At 66.4% G+C, this 20680-nt stretch carries 20 protein-coding genes; 2 read left to right on the top strand and 18 right to left on the bottom strand.

What is annotated here, in order from left to right; translation table 11 throughout:
- Positions 1-39 precede the first annotated feature (39 nt).
- Positions 40-1161 (top strand): NAD-dependent epimerase/dehydratase family protein, encoded by a 1122-nt coding sequence (locus tag ACN675_RS10670; protein ID WP_420750839.1) that lies wholly within the window; start codon positions 40-42, stop codon positions 1159-1161.
- Here ACN675_RS10670 and ACN675_RS10665 read toward each other — a convergent pair.
- Both ACN675_RS10665 and ACN675_RS10660 read right to left on the bottom strand, forming a co-directional pair.
- A complete protein-coding gene (locus tag ACN675_RS10665; protein ID WP_420750838.1) occupies positions 1158-2381 on the bottom strand; it encodes an MFS transporter in 1224 nt (407 codons plus the stop codon). The genes ACN675_RS10670 and ACN675_RS10665 overlap by 4 nt on opposite strands.
- An 81-nt stretch (positions 2382-2462) precedes the next feature.
- Positions 2463-3881, bottom strand: coding sequence for a PLP-dependent aminotransferase family protein (locus tag ACN675_RS10660; RefSeq protein ID WP_420750837.1), 1419 nt, complete (start codon positions 3879-3881; stop codon positions 2463-2465).
- On the opposite strand from ACN675_RS10660, the gene ACN675_RS10655 reads away from it, so the two are divergent.
- Positions 3880-4923, top strand: a complete 1044-nt coding sequence (locus ACN675_RS10655) for a DMT family transporter (RefSeq protein ID WP_420750836.1) — start codon at positions 3880-3882, stop codon at positions 4921-4923. The two genes, ACN675_RS10660 and ACN675_RS10655, sit on opposite strands and share 2 nt — an antisense overlap.
- Here ACN675_RS10655 and ACN675_RS10650 read toward each other — a convergent pair.
- From ACN675_RS10650 to ACN675_RS10575, 16 genes are all read right to left on the bottom strand, one after another.
- Positions 4890-5990: an acyl-CoA dehydrogenase family protein gene (locus ACN675_RS10650; RefSeq protein WP_420750835.1), complete on the bottom strand. Its 1101-nt coding sequence runs from the start codon at positions 5988-5990 to the stop codon at positions 4890-4892. The two genes, ACN675_RS10655 and ACN675_RS10650, sit on opposite strands and share 34 nt — an antisense overlap.
- Complete coding sequence (locus ACN675_RS10645) at positions 5987-7498, bottom strand: class I adenylate-forming enzyme family protein (protein WP_420750834.1); 1512 nt, start codon at positions 7496-7498, stop codon at positions 5987-5989. Before ACN675_RS10645 ends, ACN675_RS10650 begins: the two co-directional genes overlap by 4 nt.
- A 12-nt stretch (positions 7499-7510) precedes the next feature.
- The gene (locus ACN675_RS10640) at positions 7511-7804 is read right to left on the bottom strand and encodes a hypothetical protein (RefSeq protein WP_420750833.1); all 294 of its coding nucleotides are present in this window, start codon (positions 7802-7804) and stop codon (positions 7511-7513) included.
- Between the two features lie 53 nt (positions 7805-7857).
- Positions 7858-9156, bottom strand: a complete 1299-nt coding sequence (locus ACN675_RS10635; RefSeq protein WP_420750832.1) for an acyl-CoA dehydrogenase family protein — start codon at positions 9154-9156, stop codon at positions 7858-7860.
- 20 nt (positions 9157-9176) lie between these two features.
- Positions 9177-10328 (bottom strand): thiolase family protein, encoded by a 1152-nt coding sequence (locus ACN675_RS10630; RefSeq protein ID WP_420750831.1) that lies wholly within the window; start codon positions 10326-10328, stop codon positions 9177-9179.
- Positions 10325-10774 (bottom strand): Zn-ribbon domain-containing OB-fold protein, encoded by a 450-nt coding sequence (locus ACN675_RS10625; RefSeq protein WP_420750830.1) that lies wholly within the window; start codon positions 10772-10774, stop codon positions 10325-10327. The genes ACN675_RS10630 and ACN675_RS10625 overlap by 4 nt, the downstream gene beginning before the upstream one ends.
- A 174-nt stretch (positions 10775-10948) precedes the next feature.
- The gene (locus ACN675_RS10620) at positions 10949-12199 is read right to left on the bottom strand and encodes an acyl-CoA dehydrogenase family protein (protein WP_420750829.1); all 1251 of its coding nucleotides are present in this window, start codon (positions 12197-12199) and stop codon (positions 10949-10951) included.
- Positions 12199-13296, bottom strand: a complete 1098-nt coding sequence (locus ACN675_RS10615) for a phosphotransferase family protein (RefSeq protein WP_420750828.1) — start codon at positions 13294-13296, stop codon at positions 12199-12201. The genes ACN675_RS10620 and ACN675_RS10615 overlap by 1 nt, the downstream gene beginning before the upstream one ends.
- Positions 13293-13715: a Zn-ribbon domain-containing OB-fold protein gene (locus ACN675_RS10610; RefSeq protein WP_420750827.1), complete on the bottom strand. Its 423-nt coding sequence runs from the start codon at positions 13713-13715 to the stop codon at positions 13293-13295. Before ACN675_RS10610 ends, ACN675_RS10615 begins: the two co-directional genes overlap by 4 nt.
- Positions 13712-14893: a thiolase C-terminal domain-containing protein gene (locus tag ACN675_RS10605; protein ID WP_420750826.1), complete on the bottom strand. Its 1182-nt coding sequence runs from the start codon at positions 14891-14893 to the stop codon at positions 13712-13714. The genes ACN675_RS10610 and ACN675_RS10605 overlap by 4 nt, the downstream gene beginning before the upstream one ends.
- The gene (locus ACN675_RS10600; protein ID WP_420750825.1) at positions 14886-16058 is read right to left on the bottom strand and encodes a CaiB/BaiF CoA transferase family protein; all 1173 of its coding nucleotides are present in this window, start codon (positions 16056-16058) and stop codon (positions 14886-14888) included. The genes ACN675_RS10605 and ACN675_RS10600 overlap by 8 nt, the downstream gene beginning before the upstream one ends.
- Positions 16058-17362, bottom strand: a complete 1305-nt coding sequence (locus ACN675_RS10595) for a CaiB/BaiF CoA transferase family protein (protein WP_420750824.1) — start codon at positions 17360-17362, stop codon at positions 16058-16060. Before ACN675_RS10595 ends, ACN675_RS10600 begins: the two co-directional genes overlap by 1 nt.
- Before the next feature lie 191 nt (positions 17363-17553).
- Complete coding sequence (locus ACN675_RS10590) at positions 17554-18318, bottom strand: SDR family NAD(P)-dependent oxidoreductase (RefSeq protein ID WP_420750823.1); 765 nt, start codon at positions 18316-18318, stop codon at positions 17554-17556.
- A 46-nt stretch (positions 18319-18364) separates the two neighbouring features.
- Complete coding sequence (locus ACN675_RS10585) at positions 18365-19147, bottom strand: SDR family NAD(P)-dependent oxidoreductase (RefSeq protein WP_420750822.1); 783 nt, start codon at positions 19145-19147, stop codon at positions 18365-18367.
- Between the two features lie 42 nt (positions 19148-19189).
- Positions 19190-20131 (bottom strand): PDR/VanB family oxidoreductase, encoded by a 942-nt coding sequence (locus ACN675_RS10580; RefSeq protein ID WP_420750821.1) that lies wholly within the window; start codon positions 20129-20131, stop codon positions 19190-19192.
- A 79-nt stretch (positions 20132-20210) separates the two neighbouring features.
- Positions 20211-20597 (bottom strand): ester cyclase, encoded by a 387-nt coding sequence (locus ACN675_RS10575; RefSeq protein ID WP_420750820.1) that lies wholly within the window; start codon positions 20595-20597, stop codon positions 20211-20213.
- Positions 20598-20680: the final 83 nt, after the last annotated feature.

Here is a 20680-nt window from a genome sequence, read left to right as displayed (position 1 = left end):
GCCGATTGGCCGTGTCACGCTGCGGGTATGCCCCGGTCCATGAGCGAGGAGACACAGCGCGAGGAGACACAGCGCGTGGAGACACAGCGCGTGGAGACACAGGCGGCACCGTCGGAACTCCACGTGGTGGTGACCGGCGCGACGGGCAACGTGGGCACCGCCGTGGTGCGGGCGCTCGGCGAGCAGGACGCCGTGAAATCGATACTCGGCGTTGCGCGTCGCGCCACCGAGTGGACCGCTCCGAAGGCCCGGTTCGACGCGGTCGACGTCGCCACCGGGGAGCTGGACTCCACGATGCACGGCGCCGACGCTCTGATCCATCTCGCGTGGCTGTTCCATCCCACGCACAAACCCGAGAAGACGTGGGAGAACAACGTCCTCGGCACGATCCGGACGCTCACCGCTGCGGCGGACGCGCAGGTTCCGGTGATCGTGGTCGCGTCGTCGGTGGGCGCCTACTCGCCGGGCCCGGAGGACGGGCACGCCGTCGACGAGTCGTGGCCGACCCACGGCTGGCCGGGCGCAGCGTATCCGCGGGAGAAGGCCTATCTCGAACGGTGGCTCGACGTGTTCGAACGCGAGCACCCGCACATCCGGGTCGTGCGGATGCGGCCCGGTTTCATCTTCCAGCGCGGCTCGGCGTCGGCGCAGCGCCGCATCTTCGGGGGTCCGTTCGTCCCCGGTTCGCTGGTGCGCGCGATCCCCGTGGTGCCCGACATGCCCGGCCTGAGCATGCAGATTCTGCACGCCGACGACGTCGCCGACGCCTACGTCCGGGCCGTGCTGCGACCGGTGCGCGGTCCCTTCAACGTCGCCGCCGAACCCCCGGTCGACGCCCACACTCTCGGGGATCTGCTCGGTGCCCGGGTCGTCCCGGTGCGCAGCGGTCTCGTACGGTCCGCGGCCGCGGCCGCATGGCACACCCACCTCGCGCCGGCCGAGCCCGGGCTGTTCGACACCGTGCTCCGGCTGCCGCTGATGGACTGTGCCCGGGCACGATCCGAGCTGGGCTGGTCACCGGCCCACTCCCCCGCCGAGGTTCTCCGGGAGTTCGTCGACGGACTGCGCTCCGGAGCCGGCCTGCCGACCCCGCCGCTGGCGCCGGACAGCGTGCGCGGCCGGATACAGGAACTGGCCACCGGTGTGGGAGCACGACCCTAGGCCCGGCCGGCGGTGACAGTGTCTTGCGGCGGTGTCGTGGCCGCGAGGCGCTCGGCACGCAGATCCAGTGCCCACACGCCCACCGCGGAGACCGCCAGGGCGACACCGGCGATGCACGCCCCGGACCACCCGCCCGTCGTCCACGCAACGGTCCCCAGCGCCGAGCCTGAGGCCCCACCGACGAAGTACGCCACCATGTACACGGAGTTCATGCGGGCCCGCGCCGCGGGCTCCAGCGCGAAGACGACATTCTGGTTGGTGATGTGCACGCCCTGCACCGCGAGGTCGACGGCGACGAACCCGATCAGGAACCACGCAAGGCTGTGGCCACCGGCGGCGAGCGCGGCCCACGACGCGACGAGCAGGACTACGGAGATGCCGGTCGTGAGCCGGGCGTATCCGCGGTCCGCGGCCCTTCCCACGAAGCTCGCGGCGAGCGCACCGGCCGCCCCGGCGAGACCGACCAGGCCGATCTGCGCGTCGCCGAATCCGTAGGGTTCGCCGGCCAACAGGAACGTCATCGTCGAGAACAGGACCGCCAGCGATCCGAACGACACCGCGCCGAGCAGCGCGCGGGTGCGCAGCCGCCGATGCGTGCGCGCGAGGGTGCCGAGCGACCGCAGCGTCGCCGCGTAACCGGTCGATGCGGTGGGCCGCGAGCTCGGCAGCTTCCGCCACAGCGCGACCGCGACGACGATCAGCGCGACCGCCCCGGCCCGGTACACGGTGGTCCAGCCACCGAGTTCGGCGAGCAGTCCGGCGACGCTGCGCGCCGACAGGATCCCCAGCAGCAGCCCGCTCATCACGGTGCCGATGGCCCGTCCGCTCCGTTCCGGTTCGGCGAGGGTCGCGGCGAACGGCACCAGCACCTGCGCGGCGACGGAGAACAGACCGGTGACGGCGATACCGGCAGTGAGGACGCCGATGTTCGGAGCGAATCCGCTGGCCACCTGCCCGGCGGCCGCGAGGATCATCAGGCCGACGGCGAGTCGTCGCTTGTCGAGCATGTCCCCGAGCGGCACGAGGAACAGCAGTCCGAGCGCATAGGACACCTGGGCGACGGTGACGGTGAACGCGGCTGCCGAGTGCGAGGTGCCGAGAGCCGTGGCGATGGTGTCGAGCAGCGGCTGGTTGACGTAGTTCGCGCCCACACACAATCCGGTCGCCAACGCCATGAGCAGCAGAACCGGGGTCGTCAGTGCGGGTCGCGGTGAAGCCATACCGATCAGGCTTCCGTGCCCCACCCGTGTCTGTCCAACCGGCCGTGTCTATCCAACCGGCGCAGCCTGTCCCCGCCCGGCTCAGTCCTTTCGCTGACGTTCCAGGACCTCGCCGATGATCCGGGCCGCGTCGGGAAACGCCCCGGGGTCGGGACCGGAGAAGTTCATCCGCAGGTGCGGGCCCGTGGGTTCGGCGGGAAACCATTCGTCGCCCGCGGTCACGACGACCCCCGCGGCCTCGCAGTCGCGGACGAGTGCGGTGACGTCGGTGTGCTCGGGCAGCCGCGCCCACAGGTTCAGGCCGCCCGCGGGCAGGGCGTCGAGGTGCAGCCCGGGCGCGTGCTCGCGGAGGGACCGGGCGAGCAGATCCCGGCGGGCGGCGAGTTGCGGCCGCAGGCCGCGCAGGTGGGTGCGCCACCCGGGTTGCGTGACGACATCGACGGCGACCGCTTGGAGGACACCGCTGACATACATCGACTGGGCCTGCACCTCGGCGAGGATGCGGTCGCGGGCGGGTCCCCGCGCGACGATCCCGGCGACCCGCACGGCCGGGGACACGCTCTTGGTCAGCGACCGGACGTAGACGACGTGCCCGTTGTCGTCGCGCGTCGCGAGCGGCACCGGATCGGCGGTGATCCCGAAGTCGTGTGCCCAGTCGTCCTCGACCAGGAAGGCCCCGGCGTCGCGGACGAGGCGGAGGACGTCGTCGGCCAGGTCCGGCGACCACTGCGCGCCGGTGGGATTCGCGAAGTTCGGTTGCGCGTAGAAGGCGCGGGCTCCGGTGCGCTCGAACGCGCGGGCGAGTTCCCCCAGGTCGGGACCGCCGGCCCCGCTGGGGACGGGCACAACCTGCACGCCGGCCTGCGCGGCCGCGACCATCGCGCCCCAGTAGGTGGGTGATTCCACGAGCAGCGGGTTGCCCGCTCCGACCAGCGCGTGGAATGCGGCGCTGAGCCCGCTCTGGCTGCCGGGGACGACGACGGTGTCGCTCGGCGTCGGGGGTGCCACACCCAGCGGGGTCGCGGCCCCGAGTTCGGTCGCGAACCAGGCCTGGAGTTCGGGGAGGCCCGCGGTCGGTGGGCGCCCGACGACGGCGTCGCTGCGGGCGACGCGACCGAAGGCACTTCGTACCAGCCGTTCCGGTAGCAGTTCCCGGTCGGGGTAGCCGGAGTGCAGCGCGATCACATCGTTCGGGAGGGTGCGGAGCGAGGCGGGCAGCCGCGGGACGCGGCGGTCCGGCGAACCCAGCGCCGCGGTCTGCCACCCGTAGTCCCTGGGTCCCGCCACCCGGACGGACCGGACGAAAGTGCCTACCCCGGGGCGGCTTTCCACCGATCCCTGCGCTTGGAGAGTCCGCAGGGCGGCCTGCACGGTGACGGGGCTCGCGCTGTACTTCGCGACGAGGGCGCGCGTCGCCGGGAGTTTCGCGCCCGGCGGTGCCGTCGCGATCCAGCGCCGAAGATCGGACACGATCCGGGCACTACTGCTATCGTCGGACATGAGAGCCAATAGTAGCGCTACTACCGCGCACAGCCAGGTGCTATCGACCCCGAAGAGCGGCCTCGGGTGGGGCCTGGCGGGTGTGGTGGCGTTCTCCCTCACCCTGCCGCTCACCCGGATCGCGGTGCACGACGGCGCCATGTCCGCGATCTTCGTCGGAATCGGCCGCGCGGTCGTCGCGGCCCTGTTCGCGGCCGCCGCACTGGCCCTCACCCGGCAACGACGACCCCGCGGCGCGCAATGGATTCGGCTCGCGGTGGTCGCCGGCGGGGTCGTGATCGGGTTCCCCGTCCTCACCGCATACGCGCTGACCACAACGTCCGCGACTCACAGCGCGGTGGTGATCGCCCTGCTCCCCGCGGCGACCGCGGTCGCCGCCGTGGTGCGGGGCCGGGAGCGGCCGGCGCCGTCGTTCTGGGTCACCGCCGCCGTTTCCGCGACCGCCGCGGTGGCATTCGGCATGCTGCAGTCGGGTGAGTTCGGCGGATTGCACCCGGCCGATCTACTGCTGCTCGCCGCCGTCCTCGCCGCCGCGATCGGCTACGCCGAAGGTGGCCTGCTGGCACGCGAACTCGGTTCCTGGCAGACCATTTCGTGGGCGCTCGTGCTCAGCGCACCGGTCACCCTCGCCGTGACCGTGCTCGCCGTCGCCGACCACCGGCCCACCGGCACGGCCACCCAGTGGGCGGCATTCGCCTATCTGGCCGTGGTGAGCATGTTCCTGGGCTTCTTCGCCTGGTACCGGGGTCTGGCGATCGGCCCGATGACGCGGGTGAGCCAGATCCAGCTCACCCAGCCGGTGATGACGATCTGCTGGGCCGCGGTGCTTCTCGGCGAACCGCCGACGGTGTCCGTTGTCGTCGGTGGCGCCGCCGTGATCCTTTGCGCGACAACCACGGTACACAACCGGTCAGCGCCTGCGACGACGCCCCTGCCACCACGAGACGGTCGTGCGGGCACAGATTGCCGGTCGTTCACGGCAACGAACAACATTTCCGTCCCGCACCGCTACAGCACCCCGGACAGGACCCGCTCACGGTGACGCTCCGCATCGCCGAACAGGGTCGAGTCACTCGTCGCACGCCGAAAATACAAGTGAGCGGAGTGTTCCCATGTGAAGCCGATCCCTCCGTGAAGATGGACGTTCTCCCTGGCACACTCCAAGAAGGTCCGCCCCGCCACCACGGCCGCGAGCGGAGCTGCCAAACGCAGCGCGTCGTCGCCTTCGTGAAGAGCCCACACCGCGTGGGCCACGGCCGAACGTGCTTCGTCGACCGCGATCGCGAGGTCTGCGCAGCGATGCTTGATCGCCTGAAACGATCCGATCTTGCGGCCGAACTGCACCCGCTCTGCCACATAGGCCACCGCGGTACGAAGTGCCTCCTCGGCTCCGCCCAACTGCTCGCACGCCACGGCGACGGCCACTACATCAGCCAGCGATGCAAGGACAGTGTCCGGCGGCGCGGCTGTCCGGATGAGCCGCGCAGGAACGTCGTGCAGGTCGATCCGCGCGAACGACCTCGTCAGATCCATCGAGTCCTGCACCGTACGGCCCACCCCGGCGGCATCCGTCTCGACGGCGAGGATCGCAGGGCCCATCGCGGTCTCCGCCCGCACGAACAGCCAATCCGCCGTCGCACCGTCGAGCACCGCACCGACCGTGCCGGTCAGCGTCCAGTCGTCCCCGGAACAGTTGGCCGTCACCGAATCGCTCCATGCCGCCCTGTCACTGCGCACGGCTCCGGTCGCGACGGTCGCGGTCCGGGAGCCGTCGAGCAGCGCCGGGAGCAGTTCGGCGCGGGCACGTTCGTCGCCTGCCAGCGCGAGCAAACCCTGCCCCAGTACGACCGAACTGAGAATCGGCAGGGAGGACAGGCTACGGCCCGCCTCCTCCAGCACTACGGCGAGCGCCGCGAAGCCGAAACCTGCTCCCCCGAATTCGTCGGGCTCCGAGACCCCCGCGATACCGATCTCGGAACAGGCACGCGACCATTTCGCGCGATCGAACCGCACACTGCCCGACAGCGGTGCCGCGAGTTCGCCGGAGCCCAGGAACTCCCGGGCGACCTGCTGCAATTCGACGAGATCTTCGTTCTCGGCCAGAATCATCGAGCCACCTCACTCGTCTCGGTGCGAGCAGCGAGCTCGTCACGCAGTACCCGGCGCAGCAATTTGCCCGTGTCGTTGTACGGCAGCTCGGTCCACACATGGATCCGGGCGGGAACCCGGGTCGAACGCAGACGCACCCGGACCCACTCCTGCAGTTCAACTTCCGCGGGACTCCGGTGTGGTGCCGCGACGACCACCGCCTCGACCCGTTCACCCCATTCCCGATCCGGGATCCCGATCACGGCAGCGTCGGCCACGGTGGGATGTTCGACGAGTACGTCTTCGATTTCGCCCGGCGAGATGTTCTCGGCGCCGCGGACGATCAGGTCGTCGGCTCTGCCGTCGAGAAACAGGAAGCCGTCGGCATCGAGCCACCCACGGTCGCGCGTCGGGTACCAGCCGTCGTCGTCGAGTGCACTGTGCGAGGTGTATTCGCCGGCCACCTGCTCTCCACGCACGAAAACCTCGCCTGGCTCACCGGCAGATACCTCACAGCCGGAGCGGTCCCGGATGCTGATCTCGAGCGTGGGCAGCGGACGGCCGACCGAACCGAGGCGCCCGCGAATAGCCGGATCATCCGAGGCAAGCGCCACCCGATGATCTTCCGGTCCGAGAACGGCGATGGTCGAACTCGTTTCGGTCAGTCCGTACGCGTTGACGAAGTCGGTGTCCGGCAGCAGACGCATTGCCCGTTCGACGGTGGCAACCGGCATTCGGCCTCCGCCGTACGACAGTGAACGCAATGCGGTGAGACGGGTGCCCGTCGACTCGAGCACATCGAGGATCCGGCCGAGCATCGTCGGAACCACCATCGCATGCGTAATACATTCGCGCGATGCCAGTTCCACCCACCCTTCGGGATCGAACGACGGCATGTACACGATGCGGCGACCCGAGTACACGGAGCTGAGAATCGAACTGATGCCTGCGATGTGGTAGTTCGGAACGGAGACGAGGATCGCTTCGTTCTCGTCGGCGTTCCAGAACTCCACGGTCCCCAGGATGTAGTTCGTCAGATGACGGTGACGGAGCACGGCCGCTTTCGGAGCGCCGGTGGTACCGCTGGTGAACAGCAGCACAGCAGGATCGTCTGGGGCGACGAACTCCTGCAGACCGTCTGCACCCGAACCTGTTCCCGACGCATCGGCAATCGGCATGAGCGAAATACCGGCGCGTGTGGGCACCCGGTTCGCCATGGACTCTCCCACGACGACCGTGACCGGCTCGAGCCGTCCGACTGCGTGGTCGATCTGCTCGTCGGTGAGCCGGTAGTTCAAGGGAGCCAGCGGAAGTCCGGCGGCGGTCGCAGCGAAGAGCACCACCGGAACCGTGGGCGAGTTCAGATCGAGCAATGCCACATGCCGCGCACCGGACTTCCGGAGCTCGCCGGCCAGTGCCGTCGACCGCGCAGACAGTTCCCTGTACGTGAGTCCGTCGTTCCTGGTTCCGACGGCGATCCGATCGGGATCGGAACCAGCTGCCATCTCGAGAAGCATCGTGAGGTTCATGGCAATCGGTCCTCAATCGGACGAGGGCAGGGGCTTGGCTTCCTTGAAGGTCAGCGCGCGACCCGCGACCGACAAGGTACCGGCGCCGGCCTTGACGCACAGGACCTCGAGCCCCAGCTCGGCGTCCTCGTAGCGCTTCCCCATCACGGTACCGGCAGTGGCACCGGCAGCAGCCTCGGCGCGAGCCGCATCCGGGGTTTCGGACATGGGGTGTCCCCCGCACTCGAGGACGATCCCCTCGACGGCTCGCACAACCACGACGGACGTATCGCACACCACGCTGTGGAGTCGGATTCCGGTTTTCATTGCTTCACCTTCCGGTTCGGTAACCCGCGGAGGGAACGCCGCGGGCACATCTGTCAGAGCACCAGGGCGTCGTCGTCCAGCACGTGGCGAAACTTCTCGACGGCGCGTTGCGTACGAGCGGGGAGATGGCCGGTCGGGAACAGTCCGGGTACCGGTTCCACATCGCGCAGCAACTGCTTGGCGACCTGAATCTTGTGCAGTTCGGTCGCGCCGTCCGCCAATGCCATGTGGTAGCTCTCCATGACCCACGCTCCGAACGGCATCTCGGTGGAGATACCCAGCGAGCCGTGGAGCTGGATCGCACGCCCGGCCACATCCTGCAGCACCTTCGGCATCGCGGCCTTGACCGCGGAAATCTCGGTGACGACCTTGCGATAGTCGTTGTGCCTGTCGATCTTCCATGCGGTGTCGAGAACGAGAAGGCGGAACTGCTGCAACTGGATCCACGAGTCCGCGATCATTTCCTGAACGAGCTGGTGGTCGGCGAGAGTGCCACCGCGGCTGCTCCGGGAAACCGCACGTTCGAGCATCATGTCCAGGGACTTCCGTACAAGTCCGACGGTGCGCATCGCATGATGGATCCTTCCTCCACCGAGTCGCGTTTGAGCAACGGCGAATCCCTGGCCGCGCTCGCCGAGCAGGTGGTCCTTCGGGATGCGGACGTCGGTGTAACGAATGTAGGCGTGTGTACCGCCGAGGTTCTCGTGGCCGGCAACCCCGACGTTTCGGATGATTTCGATACCTGGGGTGTCGGAGGGGACGACGAACATCGACGCCCGCCGATGGCGTGGGGCATCCGGGTCCGTCACCGCCATCACGATGAGGAATGACGCGAAGTCGGCGTGCGAGGAGAACCACTTCTCGCCGTTGAGTACCCACTCGTCGCCGTCGAGTTCGGCTCTCGTGACGAAGGCGGTCGGGTCCGATCCACCCTGCGGCTCGGTCATCGAGTACGCGGACACGATCTCGTTCTCCAGGAGCGGCGCGAGATAGCGTTCCTTCAATTCGTCGGTACCGTAGTGCGCGAGAATCTCGGCATTGCCCGAATCCGGTGCGTGGCAACCGAAGACGACGGGTCCACTGTGGGTGTGACCGAGCTTCTCGTTGAGAAGCGCCAGCTTGAGCTGTCCGTAACCGGGTCCACCCAACTCCGGGCCCAGATGGCACGCCCACAGGTTGCGCTCGCGCACCTGCGCCTGGAGCGGGCGGATCAACGCGTTGCGGACGGGGTCCTGGACGTTCCATGCGTGCCCCACCACCCGGTCGACGGCCTCGACCTCGTCGGTGACGAACTCCTCGACCCAGTCGAGTTGTTTGCGGTACTCGTCGTCGGGTTCGAATCCGAAGCTCATGAGATCTCCTCTGGTCGATGTCAGCGCGTCATCACGGTGCACGCACTGATACCGGGTGCACCGTAGACATGGGTGAAAGCAACACCGGGGTCTCCGGGCACCTGGCGGCTGCCGGCATCACCCCGAAGCTGCAGAACGTTCTCGTATACCTGGCGCAGGCCGGTTGCGCCGATCGGCTCACCGTTCGCGAGCACACCGCCGTCGGTGTTGATCGGCAGCCGGCCCCCGATCTCGGTTTCGCCGGCGGCGATCAGCGCTGACTGCTCACCGTGCTTGCACAGACCGGTCTCGGCCATGTGCATGATTTCGGCACCGGACTCGGTGTCCTGGATCTGCGCCAGATCCACCTCGCCCGGGTCGACGCCGGCTGCCTCGAATGCCGCAGTGGAGGCCTCTGTCGTCGGCCCGGGGGCTACCTCGGGCGAACTCCAGGGACTGTATACCTCGAAGGAACCGAATCGGCGCGAACGGAATTCGCACGATCGCAGGTACACCGGCCGGTCGGTGTACTGCTTCGCCCGGTCTGCGCGGGAAATCACGAGGGCAACGCCCCCTTCGGCCGGCGAGCAGAACATGTACTGCGTCAGCGGGTGACTGATCATCGCGGCCTCGGAAATTTCCTCGACTGTCAGCGATTTCCTCCGCCACGCATTGGGATTGAGAGACCCGTTGCGAAATGCCTTGGCGGCCACCTCGGCGAGCGTCGAGCGCTCGATCCCGTACGTGTACATGTAGCGTTGGATCTTCATGGCGAAGAACTGAGTGGTGACCATCATTCCGGTCTCGCCATACCACGAACCCAGACCCAGGTTCTCGGGATCTTCGTTGAACGCGCCCGGCGGATGCTTGTCGAAGCCGACGACGATACCCAGGTCGTAGCGCCCGGAACGGATCGAATCGCACGCCGCGGTCAACGCCGATCCGCCGGTGCCGCAACCGTTCGAGACGTTGATGAAGGGTATGCCCGTCATACCGAGATCCGACACCAGCGAGTCTGCGTCACCGGCGGAGTAGCTGCCACCGAACGCGAACTGCACGTCACTCCATTGAATTCCGGCGTCGTCCAATGCCCGACGTACCGCGAAGGCACCCTGTGCCCGCCCGCTGACCCCCGGAGTCCGGCCGAAGGGATGTATGCCGATACCGACCACGGCGATATCCGGTGTACTCATCGGACGACCTCGTCTTCCGGATCGACGGGTGCAAACGCGAAGGTGAGCACCACGGTTCCGTCGGGGTCGGTGAAGCTCGGCACCAGACGCAGTCGCATGCGGTTCCCGATGCGAAGTTCGTTCGGGTCGTTCTCCGTCAGGATCGACTCGACGAGAACGTCTCCGAGATCCAGGTAGCCGACACCGTAGGGTTCGAAGGGCCCGTCGCCTCGGTACGGGGCCTTCGGTTCGAATCCCTGAACGGTGAAGGACCACAACTCGCCTTCCGCCGGAAGATCGGTCGCCTCCATCCCGATGGTTCCGCAGCGGGGGCACCCGTCCTGAAAGGGAAACGTCACCGTTGCGCATTCGGCGCACCGCCCACCACGGAGCGTCGGCTGCGAATCCGGGTCTGCCGCGACGAGTTCTGCGAACAGCGTGCGATCGACCAACCGATATGCCGTCATCGGCGATGCTCCTCGTCTGAAATCGTCTGGGATGACTTGAAACCCGATATCCGGATGCGCCACTTTCACGCGTCTTCACTGCGGCGGAATCCGGTCGAGAGAATGATCCGGGTCACATCCCGATGATGCTCACAGTAATCCTCATGATGAAATATGACAACACCTGGTTACCCCTCAGCGACGAATATCCCGCCACGGCGTGACTCGGTCGCCGCGAGGCTCGGCGGGCAGGCCCAGCATCCGTTCAGCAATGATGTTGCGTTGTATCTCGTCGGATCCACCCGCGATGCGGTAACCGGGAGCACCGAGCACATGCTGTCCCCATGCATAGGTACCCCACTCGCCCGAATCGACAACCAGCCGAGGCCCCAACGCCGCCACGACGAAGTCGGAGATCCCGAGCATCCTTCCCACCCATTGCATCTTGCGTACCGAACCGATCGCACCGAGTGGTTCCCCCGACTCCCGAGCCTGCTTGTCGCGCGCATTGGCGATCTCGCCGAGTTTGTGCGCGATGACGATGTCCGCGAGACGCTGGCGGTGCACGGGATCCGCGTCCGCCCCGGTACAGGACGCGAGGGCCAACGTCTGCTGCAGGCTGCCACCCACTCCACCGCTCGTCGAACTGGCGCCGCGTTCGAAACCCAAGGTGGTCAACGCGACCTTCCAACCCTCCCCCACGGCACCGAGCCGCTGACCGTCGGGTATCCGCACACGATCGAGGAAGACCTCATTGAAACTCGTACCACCCGACATCTGACGCAGTGGCCGTATCTCCACGCCCGGCGCATCCATCGGCACCATGAAAGCAGTCATTCCCTGATGCTTGGGGACATCCGGGTCGGTGCGCGCGATGAGCTCGCCCCACTGCGCAAACCGGGCACCAGAGGTCCACACCTTCCGACCCGTGACGATCCAGTCGTCGCCGGCGCGGACCGCACGGGTGCCCAGCGAAGCGAGATCCGACCCTGCGGACGGCTCGGAGAACAGCTGACATGCCAGTTCCTCACCCCTGAGCAGCGGCACGATGAACCGGCGCCGCTGCTCGTCCGTGCCCAGGAGGCGGATCGTCGGGGCGATCAGATGCAGGGTAACCGAGAGCAGTTCGTGGGATCCGCCCGTGTCGAAAGCACGCTCCTCGATGGCGAACGCATCCTCGAACTCCGGTGTCAGGCTCCGCCCCCCGAACTCCTCGGGCCAGGTCAGCGCCCCGTAGCCGGCGTCGAACTTGACCCGCTGCCAGGCACAGAGCCGGTCCAGTAATCGCTTCTCGTCGTCGAACGAGAGATTGTGGAACACCGAAACGTCGTCAGATCCGACCGTCTCGTCCGTACCGTCCGACAACGTCGCACGGTAGGGGACTCTGGAACTCGCCAGCCAGCTCCGCGCCTGCTCCCGAAACTCCGCAAGTGCCGAGTCGCGCATCAGATACCTCCGCTTCCGGACAACAGTCCCAGTGCACGCCGCGCGAGCGGCGCCACGTCGTCACCGCGTTCCCGCATCCGCTCGTCTGCGGTTTCACTGCGCACATATCGGGCGTAAAGCTGCTGGAGGATGACTACGGTCTTCCAACAACCGAACGCCTCGTACCACGCGATATCGCTCAGATCGTGCGAACTGTTCGTCGCGTACCGCTCGACCACCTCGCGACGACTCGGAAGCCCCAGGGCATGCATCCCAGGAACGACGATGAACGCATCGTCGGACGACTGGTCGACGGTGGTATCCGGCCAGTAGTTGAGTAAGGTCCCGAGATCGACGAGGGTGTCTCCGAGCGTCGCCATGTCCCAGTCGAACACCGACGTGACCCGATCCGGGTCACCCGGAGCGAACTGGCAGTTGTCCACCTTGTAGTCGTTGTGCACGATGCCGCTCCGCTGACTGCGGGGCACACGGCCGATCAACCGTGTCGCGACCTCGCGGACTACTCGGATCGTCTCGCCGTCACTACACTGCGCTTCGACCGCTGCCCACCGCTTCTGCCAGCCCGTCAGCTGCCGTTCGAGGTAGCCTTCGGGACGCCCCAGGTCGGACAGCCCGACCTCGTCGGCGTCTACTTCGTGGAGATCGGCCAGTGCGTCGACGACGGCCAGACCGAGCCGACGGCCGACGTCGGGAAGACAGGCCATGGAGTCGGGTACCGAATCCCAGACCACGGTTCCACTGCGGTACTCGTTGACGAAGAATTCCGCGCCGATCACCGAGGGATCCGCACAGTGCAGCAGCGCGTGGGGTGCACGCGGATACGCCGCGTGGAGCCGCGACAGAACCCGGTACTCACGCTCCATACTGTGCGCGCCGGGTGCGAGCTTCCCGAAGGGAGGTCGGCGTACGACCAGGTGGGTGTCGCCGAACTGCACACGGTAGGTGAGATTGGCAGAACCCCTGGGGAACTGGAGGACCGAGAACTCTCCCTCGAGTTCGGGAAGAGTCGCTCGGAGGTAGCTCTCCAGTCTGTCCCACTCGAGTTCTTCACCCGAGCGGACCGGAGCCAGCTCGGTGAGGGTCTGTTCATCCGTCATCGACTTACCTCGATGTTCCACCGGGGCAGGACAACCACGTTTCCCTCGTCGTCACTGCCTAGTTCTTCGAAATCTGCTGTAAGGTAAGTAGATTCGCCTACTTCCACACGCCCTTCCAGATAGCCGGTCATACGCACGCCCGAACAATCGTCGATCTCGACGATTACGATGGTGTACGGCACCGGGAACCAGGGGTGCACCTGGTGTTCGACAACCGTCCATGACACCACCCGGCCACGCTTCGGTACGTCCTCCCAACGGAGTTCGATACCACCGCAATTCACGCACCGAGGTCGCGGCAGATGATTGTGAGCGTGGCACTGTACGCATGTCGACACCACGAGACGCCCTTGCGCCGCCGCCTCGAAATATCCCCGGGTCGCCGGATCGTTCACGACCGGAGCCAGCCGCTCGTTCATGCCGCCACCAGCATCAGAGCGGACGTAGCCGGCGGCGGCGCCGAAGTGACCAGCGAAACTTCGGCTCCGTCGACCTGAGTCGTCGAGGTTCCGCGGATCTGGCGGACACCTTCGACGATGTGATTCATTCCGTGGATGTATCCCTCGGACATATGGCCCCCACTGGTGTTGAACGGCAACGCTCCGCCGATCTCGAGTTCACCGGCCGCCGCGAAGTCGCCCGCCTCACCCGGCGCGCAGAAGCCATAGTCTTCGAGTTGTAGAAGCGCCGTTATTGTGAAGCAGTCGTAGATCTGCGCCGAGTCGACGTCTTCCGGTCCGAGACCTGCTCGTGCATACAGTGTTTCCGCGCAATATCGGGAGGGCATGGACAGTGGGTCCCTGCGGTTCAGGACCGGGTACATCATGCCGGGTTGCGGGCTCGGGCCCGTCCCCATTGCCGCCGCCCGGATCAGAGCAGGAGCCTGGCGGAGATCCCGAGCCCGCGCGGAACTGGTGACGACGACTGCGGCCGCGCCATCGGTTTCGAGGCAGTAGTCGAACAGGCGCAGCGGCGATGACAACATCCGGGATCCGAGATAGTCGTCGAGTGTCATTTTGCGCCCGTACATCTGGGCGCGCGGATTATTGTTCGCATGACGCCGCGCTGCGAGCGCGACATGACCGAGCTGCTCGGACGTCAAACCGGTGCGGTTCATGTACATCCGCGTGAGCAGAGCGAAGAATTGTCCGGGTGAGAGCAAACCATACGGCCCGTAGAACTCGGTCATGCTCTCGCCGCCACCGGTTGTGCGCGCCAGCTCGGACGACAGCCCGAACCGGGTGCCGGAGCGGCCGTTGAGTGATCGAAAGACCACCACCGTCTCGGCCTGCCCGCTCACTACCGCACCCACCGCTTGCGCGACCATCGCGCACGGTCCGGATCCTCCAGGCCCCGCGTCGCCGTAGTACGTCAGGTTCCGGGCACCGATCGCGTCGGCGAGCGCGGCGCAGGACACACGGTCCATATCGTTGCGGACGACACCGTCCACCTCGGACGGAGAGATTCCGGCATCGGCGAGCGCGGCGAGCGTAGCCTCGGCTGCCAGCGCCGTGACGCTGGTGCCGGAGTTCTTGGTATACGCGGATTCGCCGATGCCGACGATCGCGCACGCGTCGCGCTTCCATCCGTCAACCATGGGTCAGCACCTCTTCGGTGTGTTCGCCGAGCAGCGGAGGACGAATCGGATTGCCGAATCCGCCCGAGAAGCGGAACGGCGCACCGGGGAAGGTCGCCGTGCTGCCGTCCGCCATCTCGACCGGGACGAAGAACTCGCGCGCGGCGAGATGCTCGTCGCGCAGCACCTCCTCGGGGGCACGCAGCGGACCGATGGGCAGGCCCCATCGCTGTCCGTCCCGGTAGATGGTGTCGGAATCCTGGATGAGGAAGAACGCTTCCAGCAGGCCCTGGATGTGCGGGAAGTTCTCCTGCCGGTGGGCAAGCGACAGGTAGGCCTCGTCGACGAGGTCTGCGGCGACGCCGACCTCGTCCATCCACGAGGTCAGGGCCTTCCAGGCGAACTGGTCGGCGAGAATGAGCGCAAAGTAGACCCAGACCCCGTCCGCGCATTGGAACAGCGCCGGCTGTGTCAGAGTGGGTTGGGCGTGCCGGCAGGTCTGCCGCTGGACGATGGCCTTCGGATAGAACCAGTACGGGTTGGCGAGCTCTCCGGTCACCGCGACGGACTCGTGCATCGACACGTCGACGAGCTGGCCCCGGCCCGTCCCCTGCCGCTCGATCAGTGCCAGCAACGCTCCGCAGAACGCGAAGCTCGCCGCTGTCATATAGGCCTGGTTTCCACCCGGACGGATCGGGGGAATGGTGTGATCGTCGTATCCGCAACTGTTGAGCAGGCCACCCGCGGCGAGACCTACCAGGTCCGAAGAGAGGTAGTTCGCCCAAGGGCCAGTCAGCCCGAACGGCGACACCGAGACGGCAACGAGCTTTTCGTGACGTGCACACAGGTCCTCGAGGTCGAGACCTGCTTCGGCGAGGTCGACCGGTCGGCCCGTCGTGAGGAGAACATCCGCGGTCGCGATGAGTTCGGCGCGACGCGCACGCCCCTCGTCGTCGTCCGTCAGCACGACGGACCGCTTCGAGGTGTTGTAGGTCCAGAAATTCAGACTGTGATCCGGGTCTTCGGTGTCACCCGCCCATGGACCGATGTGCCGACTCGACACCCCGTCCCCCGGTTCGATCTTGATAACCGTCGCGCCCTGATCCGCGAACAACTTTCCGGTGTATTCCCCGCCGGGGTCGTCAGCAATCTCGACGACCACCAGTCCGTTGAAGATCAGTTCCATCAGATCACACCCTCTTCGCTCAGCCGCGCGATCTCGTCGGGATCGAGCCCGAGGATCTCGCCGAACACGTACTCGTTGTCCTCACCGAGTAACGGCGCCGAACGCCAGTTCTCCTGAACCGTCTCGGTGAATCGGATCGGAGTGCCCTCGAACTTCGCAACGCCGATCACCGGGTGGTCGAGTTCGAAGAATGTGCCCCGGTGCGCGATCTGGGGATCGGTCTCCGCGAGATCCCGCGCATTCTGGACCGCCGCGGCCGGTACGCCCGCATTTTGTAGCAGTTCCATCGTCTCGTGTGGCGTGTGCTGGGCCGTCCACCGGGACAGGTGCTCGTCGAGTTCCTCCTGATGTACGAACCGCGACTCCCGATCCGCGAACCGAGGAGCGCGCGCCCACTCCGGGTCGCCGAGCACCCCCACCAGCCGCGTCCACTGCTCGTCGTCGAACACCGCCACGGCAACCCAGGTGTCCTCGGCGGATCCGGGGTACACCCCGTGCGGTGCTGCCGGCCGGTCGAGCAGACGGTTGCCTGCGGGGTAGCCCGGACGCCGGGTTGCCACTCCGTTGACGGAGGCATTGAGCAGGTCGGAGCCCAGCAGGTTGATCCCCGCCTCGACTGCCGACACGTCGATCTCCTGCCCGCGGCCGGTGGCATTGCGATGCAGCACCGCCATCAGCAGAGCCGCCGAGTTGTAGTAGGCCGCTTGATTGTCCATGTAGGACAGACCCCAGCCCGACGGCTCGCGGTCGGGCAGTCCTGAGATGAAGGAAATCCCTGAAACCGCCTGCACGACGGGGCCGTAGCTCTTGTACTGGTGGTGCGGGCCGTCGTGACCGAAGCCGCTCATGCGGGCGTAGATGACCTCGGGACTCAGCCGGTTGAGCTCTTCGTAGGTCAGGCCCCACTTCTCCATCACACCGGGTGCGAAGTTCTCGGTGACCACCGAGCTCGCGGAGATCAACTGCCGAACGAGTTGCTGGCCCCGTTCGGTTTTCATGTTGATCGTCACGCCGAGCTTGTTCCGGCTGTAGTTGTTGAACAAGCCACCCTTGTTCGGATCCGGGTTCGGATCTTCCTCGCCGTAGGAACGTGCCTCGCCCTTGTAGATGGGTAGCCGGCGGGGCATGTCCAGGCGATCGCGCGCTTCGATCTTGATGACCTCGGCACCGAAGTCCGCGAGCATGCGCGTCGCAACGGCGCCTACGCCCATCCAGCAGAAGTCGGCGATCCTGATACCCGAGAGCGGACCGACACGCGGGCGCGGCCTCCGATCCACCTCCGAGGGGCTTTCCACTGCAGTCATCGCGTGCCTTTCTCTCGATGTGCGGATCGGCGCGATCGCGCGCCGCCCAGGCGGGTGATCACGGTCACCCTCGATGCACTCACACTAAATCGTCATGATGAATTATTCAAGCCTGGAAACACCGAACCCCACACACCTAGGTGTGTGGGGTTTATCAGTGTCCCAACAGATTCCGCGCGCAGGCCGATCGGTCAGCCCACGGCCATACGCCCACCGTCCACGGGCAGAATCGTTCCGGTCGTGTAGCTGGCCGCATCTCCGGCGAAATAGAGGGCCGCTCCTACGATTTCGCGGGGATCTCCACCCCTGGGGATCGGCCAGTTCGATGCCAGATCCTCGAATGCGTCACGGTCCCAACCCTTGCTGATATCCGTGAAGAAGGCGCCGGCCATGATGCAGTTGACCCGCACCTCCGGCCCGTACGCGGCCGCGAATCCCTTCGTCAGCGAGTTCAGTCCGGCCTTCGCCGCACCGTACGGTACATACTCGGGCGCAGGCCGTTCCGACGCGTTGCTGCTGATATTGATGATCGAACCGCCTCCAGCGGCCTTCATCCGGTCACCGACCAACGCACACAAACGGAAGGGCCCCTTGAGATTGACGTCGATAATCTTGTCGAACAGCGCCTCCCCCACTCCGACGACCTCGTCGTAGAGTGGTGCGATGCCGGCATTGTTGACGAGAACGTCGATCCGGCCGAACCGTTCGTACACCGCGTCCACCATGGCGGGAAGCGAGTCCCAATCCCCCACATGGCCGGCGAGTCCGAGCGCCTCGACGCCGGTCGTCCTTTCGATCTCCGCGGCGAGTTCGATGCAGGATCCCGCCTTCCGGCTCGCGACTACGACGTGCGCACCCTCCTCGGCGAACGCCCACGCCATCTGCGCGCCGAGACCGCGGCTGCCCCCAGTGATCAGGACAACCTTGCCCTGCAAGTTGTTTCGGTCGATCGTCACGATCACGCCTTTCCCAGCCGGGAACCGTGTGCCCCGGCTCGCTACATCAGTACAGCGATTCGCCGCCGTCGACGATATGATTGACGCCGGTCACGAAGCCGGCGCCACAGAGATACACCGCGGCTGCACCCATGTCGTCGATACTGCCTGCGCGGCCCATCGGCACCGTCGCAGCCATCTTCTCGAAAACCTCGGGATTCCGGTTCAGTGCCATCGGAGTTGCGGTGATGCCGGGTGACAACGCATTCACACGAACGCCGTACTCGGCGAGCTCGTAGGCGGCGACCCGCACGAATTGGTTCAGTCCGGCCTTCGTAGTCGCATAGTGGATTGTGCCCGGACGCGTACCGAGAGCGCGGATCGAGGATACGACGAGAATCGACGCATTCCGGGACTTGTCGGGGCGTGCTGCCATCCGCGTGGCGGCCTGATGGCACGAGCGGAAGGTCCCGTTGATGTTCAGTTCCATGGTGGACTGCCAGATCTCCTCCGTCATGTCGAGAAACTTCACCATCGACCCGCTGCCCGCATTGGCGACGAAGACGTTCAATTCGCCGAACACCGTGTCCACCTGCTCGAACAACGCGGCGACCGACTGCGGCTCCCGGATGTCCACCTCCGCGATCTCCACCCGCTGGGCGGGTCCGGCCAATTCACGCAGGTTCTTCTGGGCGATCTCGAGTTGCGGGCGGCGCCGGGCTGCGATCATCACATGCGCACCCGCGCGCACCATGGATTCGGCGATACCCAGTCCGATGCCTTCACTCGCGCCGGTGATCAATGCGTACTGGCCGGCCAACACGCCGGATGCCGTGATGTCCGCTGTCATGGAATCTCCTGTCGAAAGGGAAAGGTTGTGGTGTAACAGCACTCAGACGTCGAGCACCAATTTCGGAGTCCTCGACCGAGAGACGCAGGGCATGATCGTCATGCCCGATTCCTGCTCGTCGGCGGTCAGGACCGAGTCTCGGTGATCCGGAGTACCGTCGAGAACCGCTGTCTCACAGGTCCCGCAAGTGCCTTCGCTACAGGAGGAGATGATGACGACGCCCGCCTCCTCCGCGATCTGGAGGATCGAGCGGTTCGCGGGCACGAGCACCGTCAGGCCGCTCTGGGCGAACTCGACCTCGAACTCGTTTTCGGGTCCGTCCGTCTCCACAACCTTCGGCACGAATCGTTCGAGGCGAAGTGGGCGCGGTGACTCCGCCGACGAGCACACCGACTCCAGAGCCGAGAGCAGCCCCTCGGGCCCACACGCATATATCGAAGTATCCGGTGCAGTGGCCGCGATCAGCGCGGCCACATCCGGAAGCCCGTATTCGTCGTCGGGGCGGACCTCGACGCGGTCGCCGTACTTCACGAGATCGTCGATGTACGCCATCCCGGTTCGGGCACGTCCGAGATAGACCAGGCGCCAGTCGGTTCCGGCCTCGTCTGCCCGGGCGATCATCGGCAGCAAGGGCGTGATGCCGATTCCCCCGGCGACGAAGAGCACTCCGCCGTTGCCGGGCCGGAATGCGAAGTGGTTGCGCGGACCGGCGGAGACGACGCGACTGTCCTCGACGAGACGGTCGTGGATGTAATCCGACCCACCGCGACTGTTCGGCTCCCGCAGGACCGCGACGGTCCACGTGTCGGGCGTGGTCTCCAGACCGGTCAGAGAGTACTGCCGGACGAGATCACCGACGTGCAGATCGATGTGTGCGCCGGGTTCCCAGCACGGCAGGTCGCCGCCCTCGGGCAGGGCGAGAGTCAGTTCGACGACGGAGTCCGCGACGAGACGGCGCGCGACGACACACAGTTCGAGATCCATGGTTCACTTTCCGGTTCACACTGCGGGGAGGGTGGGTGGCGCGCGGTGCCGACAGAGGCCGGCACCGCGCGCACGTGAATCATCCGTAGTCACACCACTCGGTGAGGCGACCGTTCTCGAACGACATGATCGAGAGCACGTTGAGCTTGCAGAACTCGCCTGCCTGGCCGAAACCCGGCACGTCGGCGGTCGCGGTTCCCTGCCAGGTTGTCTCACGCATGATCGAGTTGCCGGTGGCGGCCCAACGGGTCGTCTCACCGATCGAGCGGTCCGGGAATACCGCCTTCATCTGCTCCACGGTCTCGAGCATCAGGTCACGGCCGGTCGCGGCCACCCCGCGGTTCTGGTGGACCACGGTGATGTTCTCGTCGACGAGTTCACGCAATGTGTCGAGGTCGACGCGGTTCCAGGCGTCGACGACTGCCAGCGCCAGATCCAGGAGTTCCTGCGGCTGAGTGGTTGTCATGAAATGTCCTATGGGGGAAGGGGTAGGTCGGGCTAGATCATCGCGACCGCGACCGTCGCGGGCGCCGGAGTTACGCGTTACCG

The sequence above is a fragment of the Rhodococcus sp. O3 genome, from assembly GCF_048897285.1.
Taxonomy (GTDB): Bacteria; Actinomycetota; Actinomycetes; order Mycobacteriales; family Mycobacteriaceae; genus Rhodococcus.
Note: the sequence above shows the minus strand (reverse complement) of the source record. Positions and strands in the feature narration are given on the sequence as shown.

Excerpts from the sequence above, each read along its gene's own strand:
- ACN675_RS10670 (WP_420750839.1), top strand. The coding sequence starts at position 40 with ATGAGCGAGGAGACACAGCGCGAGGAGACACAGCGCGTGGAGACACAG.
- ACN675_RS10665 (WP_420750838.1), bottom strand. The coding sequence starts at position 2,381 with ATGGCTTCACCGCGACCCGCACTGACGACCCCGGTTCTGCTGCTCATG.
- ACN675_RS10655 (WP_420750836.1), top strand. The coding sequence starts at position 3,880 with ATGAGAGCCAATAGTAGCGCTACTACCGCGCACAGCCAGGTGCTATCG.
- ACN675_RS10660 (WP_420750837.1), bottom strand. The coding sequence starts at position 3,881 with ATGTCCGACGATAGCAGTAGTGCCCGGATCGTGTCCGATCTTCGGCGC.
- ACN675_RS10650 (WP_420750835.1), bottom strand. The coding sequence starts at position 5,990 with ATGATTCTGGCCGAGAACGAAGATCTCGTCGAATTGCAGCAGGTCGCC.
- ACN675_RS10645 (WP_420750834.1), bottom strand. The coding sequence starts at position 7,498 with ATGAACCTCACGATGCTTCTCGAGATGGCAGCTGGTTCCGATCCCGAT.
- ACN675_RS10640 (WP_420750833.1), bottom strand. The coding sequence starts at position 7,804 with ATGAAAACCGGAATCCGACTCCACAGCGTGGTGTGCGATACGTCCGTC.
- ACN675_RS10635 (WP_420750832.1), bottom strand. The coding sequence starts at position 9,156 with ATGAGCTTCGGATTCGAACCCGACGACGAGTACCGCAAACAACTCGAC.
- ACN675_RS10630 (WP_420750831.1), bottom strand. The coding sequence starts at position 10,328 with ATGAGTACACCGGATATCGCCGTGGTCGGTATCGGCATACATCCCTTC.
- ACN675_RS10625 (WP_420750830.1), bottom strand. The coding sequence starts at position 10,774 with ATGACGGCATATCGGTTGGTCGATCGCACGCTGTTCGCAGAACTCGTC.
- ACN675_RS10620 (WP_420750829.1), bottom strand. The coding sequence starts at position 12,199 with ATGCGCGACTCGGCACTTGCGGAGTTTCGGGAGCAGGCGCGGAGCTGG.
- ACN675_RS10615 (WP_420750828.1), bottom strand. The coding sequence starts at position 13,296 with ATGACGGATGAACAGACCCTCACCGAGCTGGCTCCGGTCCGCTCGGGT.
- ACN675_RS10610 (WP_420750827.1), bottom strand. The coding sequence starts at position 13,715 with ATGAACGAGCGGCTGGCTCCGGTCGTGAACGATCCGGCGACCCGGGGA.
- ACN675_RS10605 (WP_420750826.1), bottom strand. The coding sequence starts at position 14,893 with ATGGTTGACGGATGGAAGCGCGACGCGTGCGCGATCGTCGGCATCGGC.
- ACN675_RS10600 (WP_420750825.1), bottom strand. The coding sequence starts at position 16,058 with ATGGAACTGATCTTCAACGGACTGGTGGTCGTCGAGATTGCTGACGAC.
- ACN675_RS10595 (WP_420750824.1), bottom strand. The coding sequence starts at position 17,362 with ATGACTGCAGTGGAAAGCCCCTCGGAGGTGGATCGGAGGCCGCGCCCG.
- ACN675_RS10585 (WP_420750822.1), bottom strand. The coding sequence starts at position 19,147 with ATGACAGCGGACATCACGGCATCCGGCGTGTTGGCCGGCCAGTACGCA.
- ACN675_RS10580 (WP_420750821.1), bottom strand. The coding sequence starts at position 20,131 with ATGGATCTCGAACTGTGTGTCGTCGCGCGCCGTCTCGTCGCGGACTCC.
- ACN675_RS10575 (WP_420750820.1), bottom strand. The coding sequence starts at position 20,597 with ATGACAACCACTCAGCCGCAGGAACTCCTGGATCTGGCGCTGGCAGTC.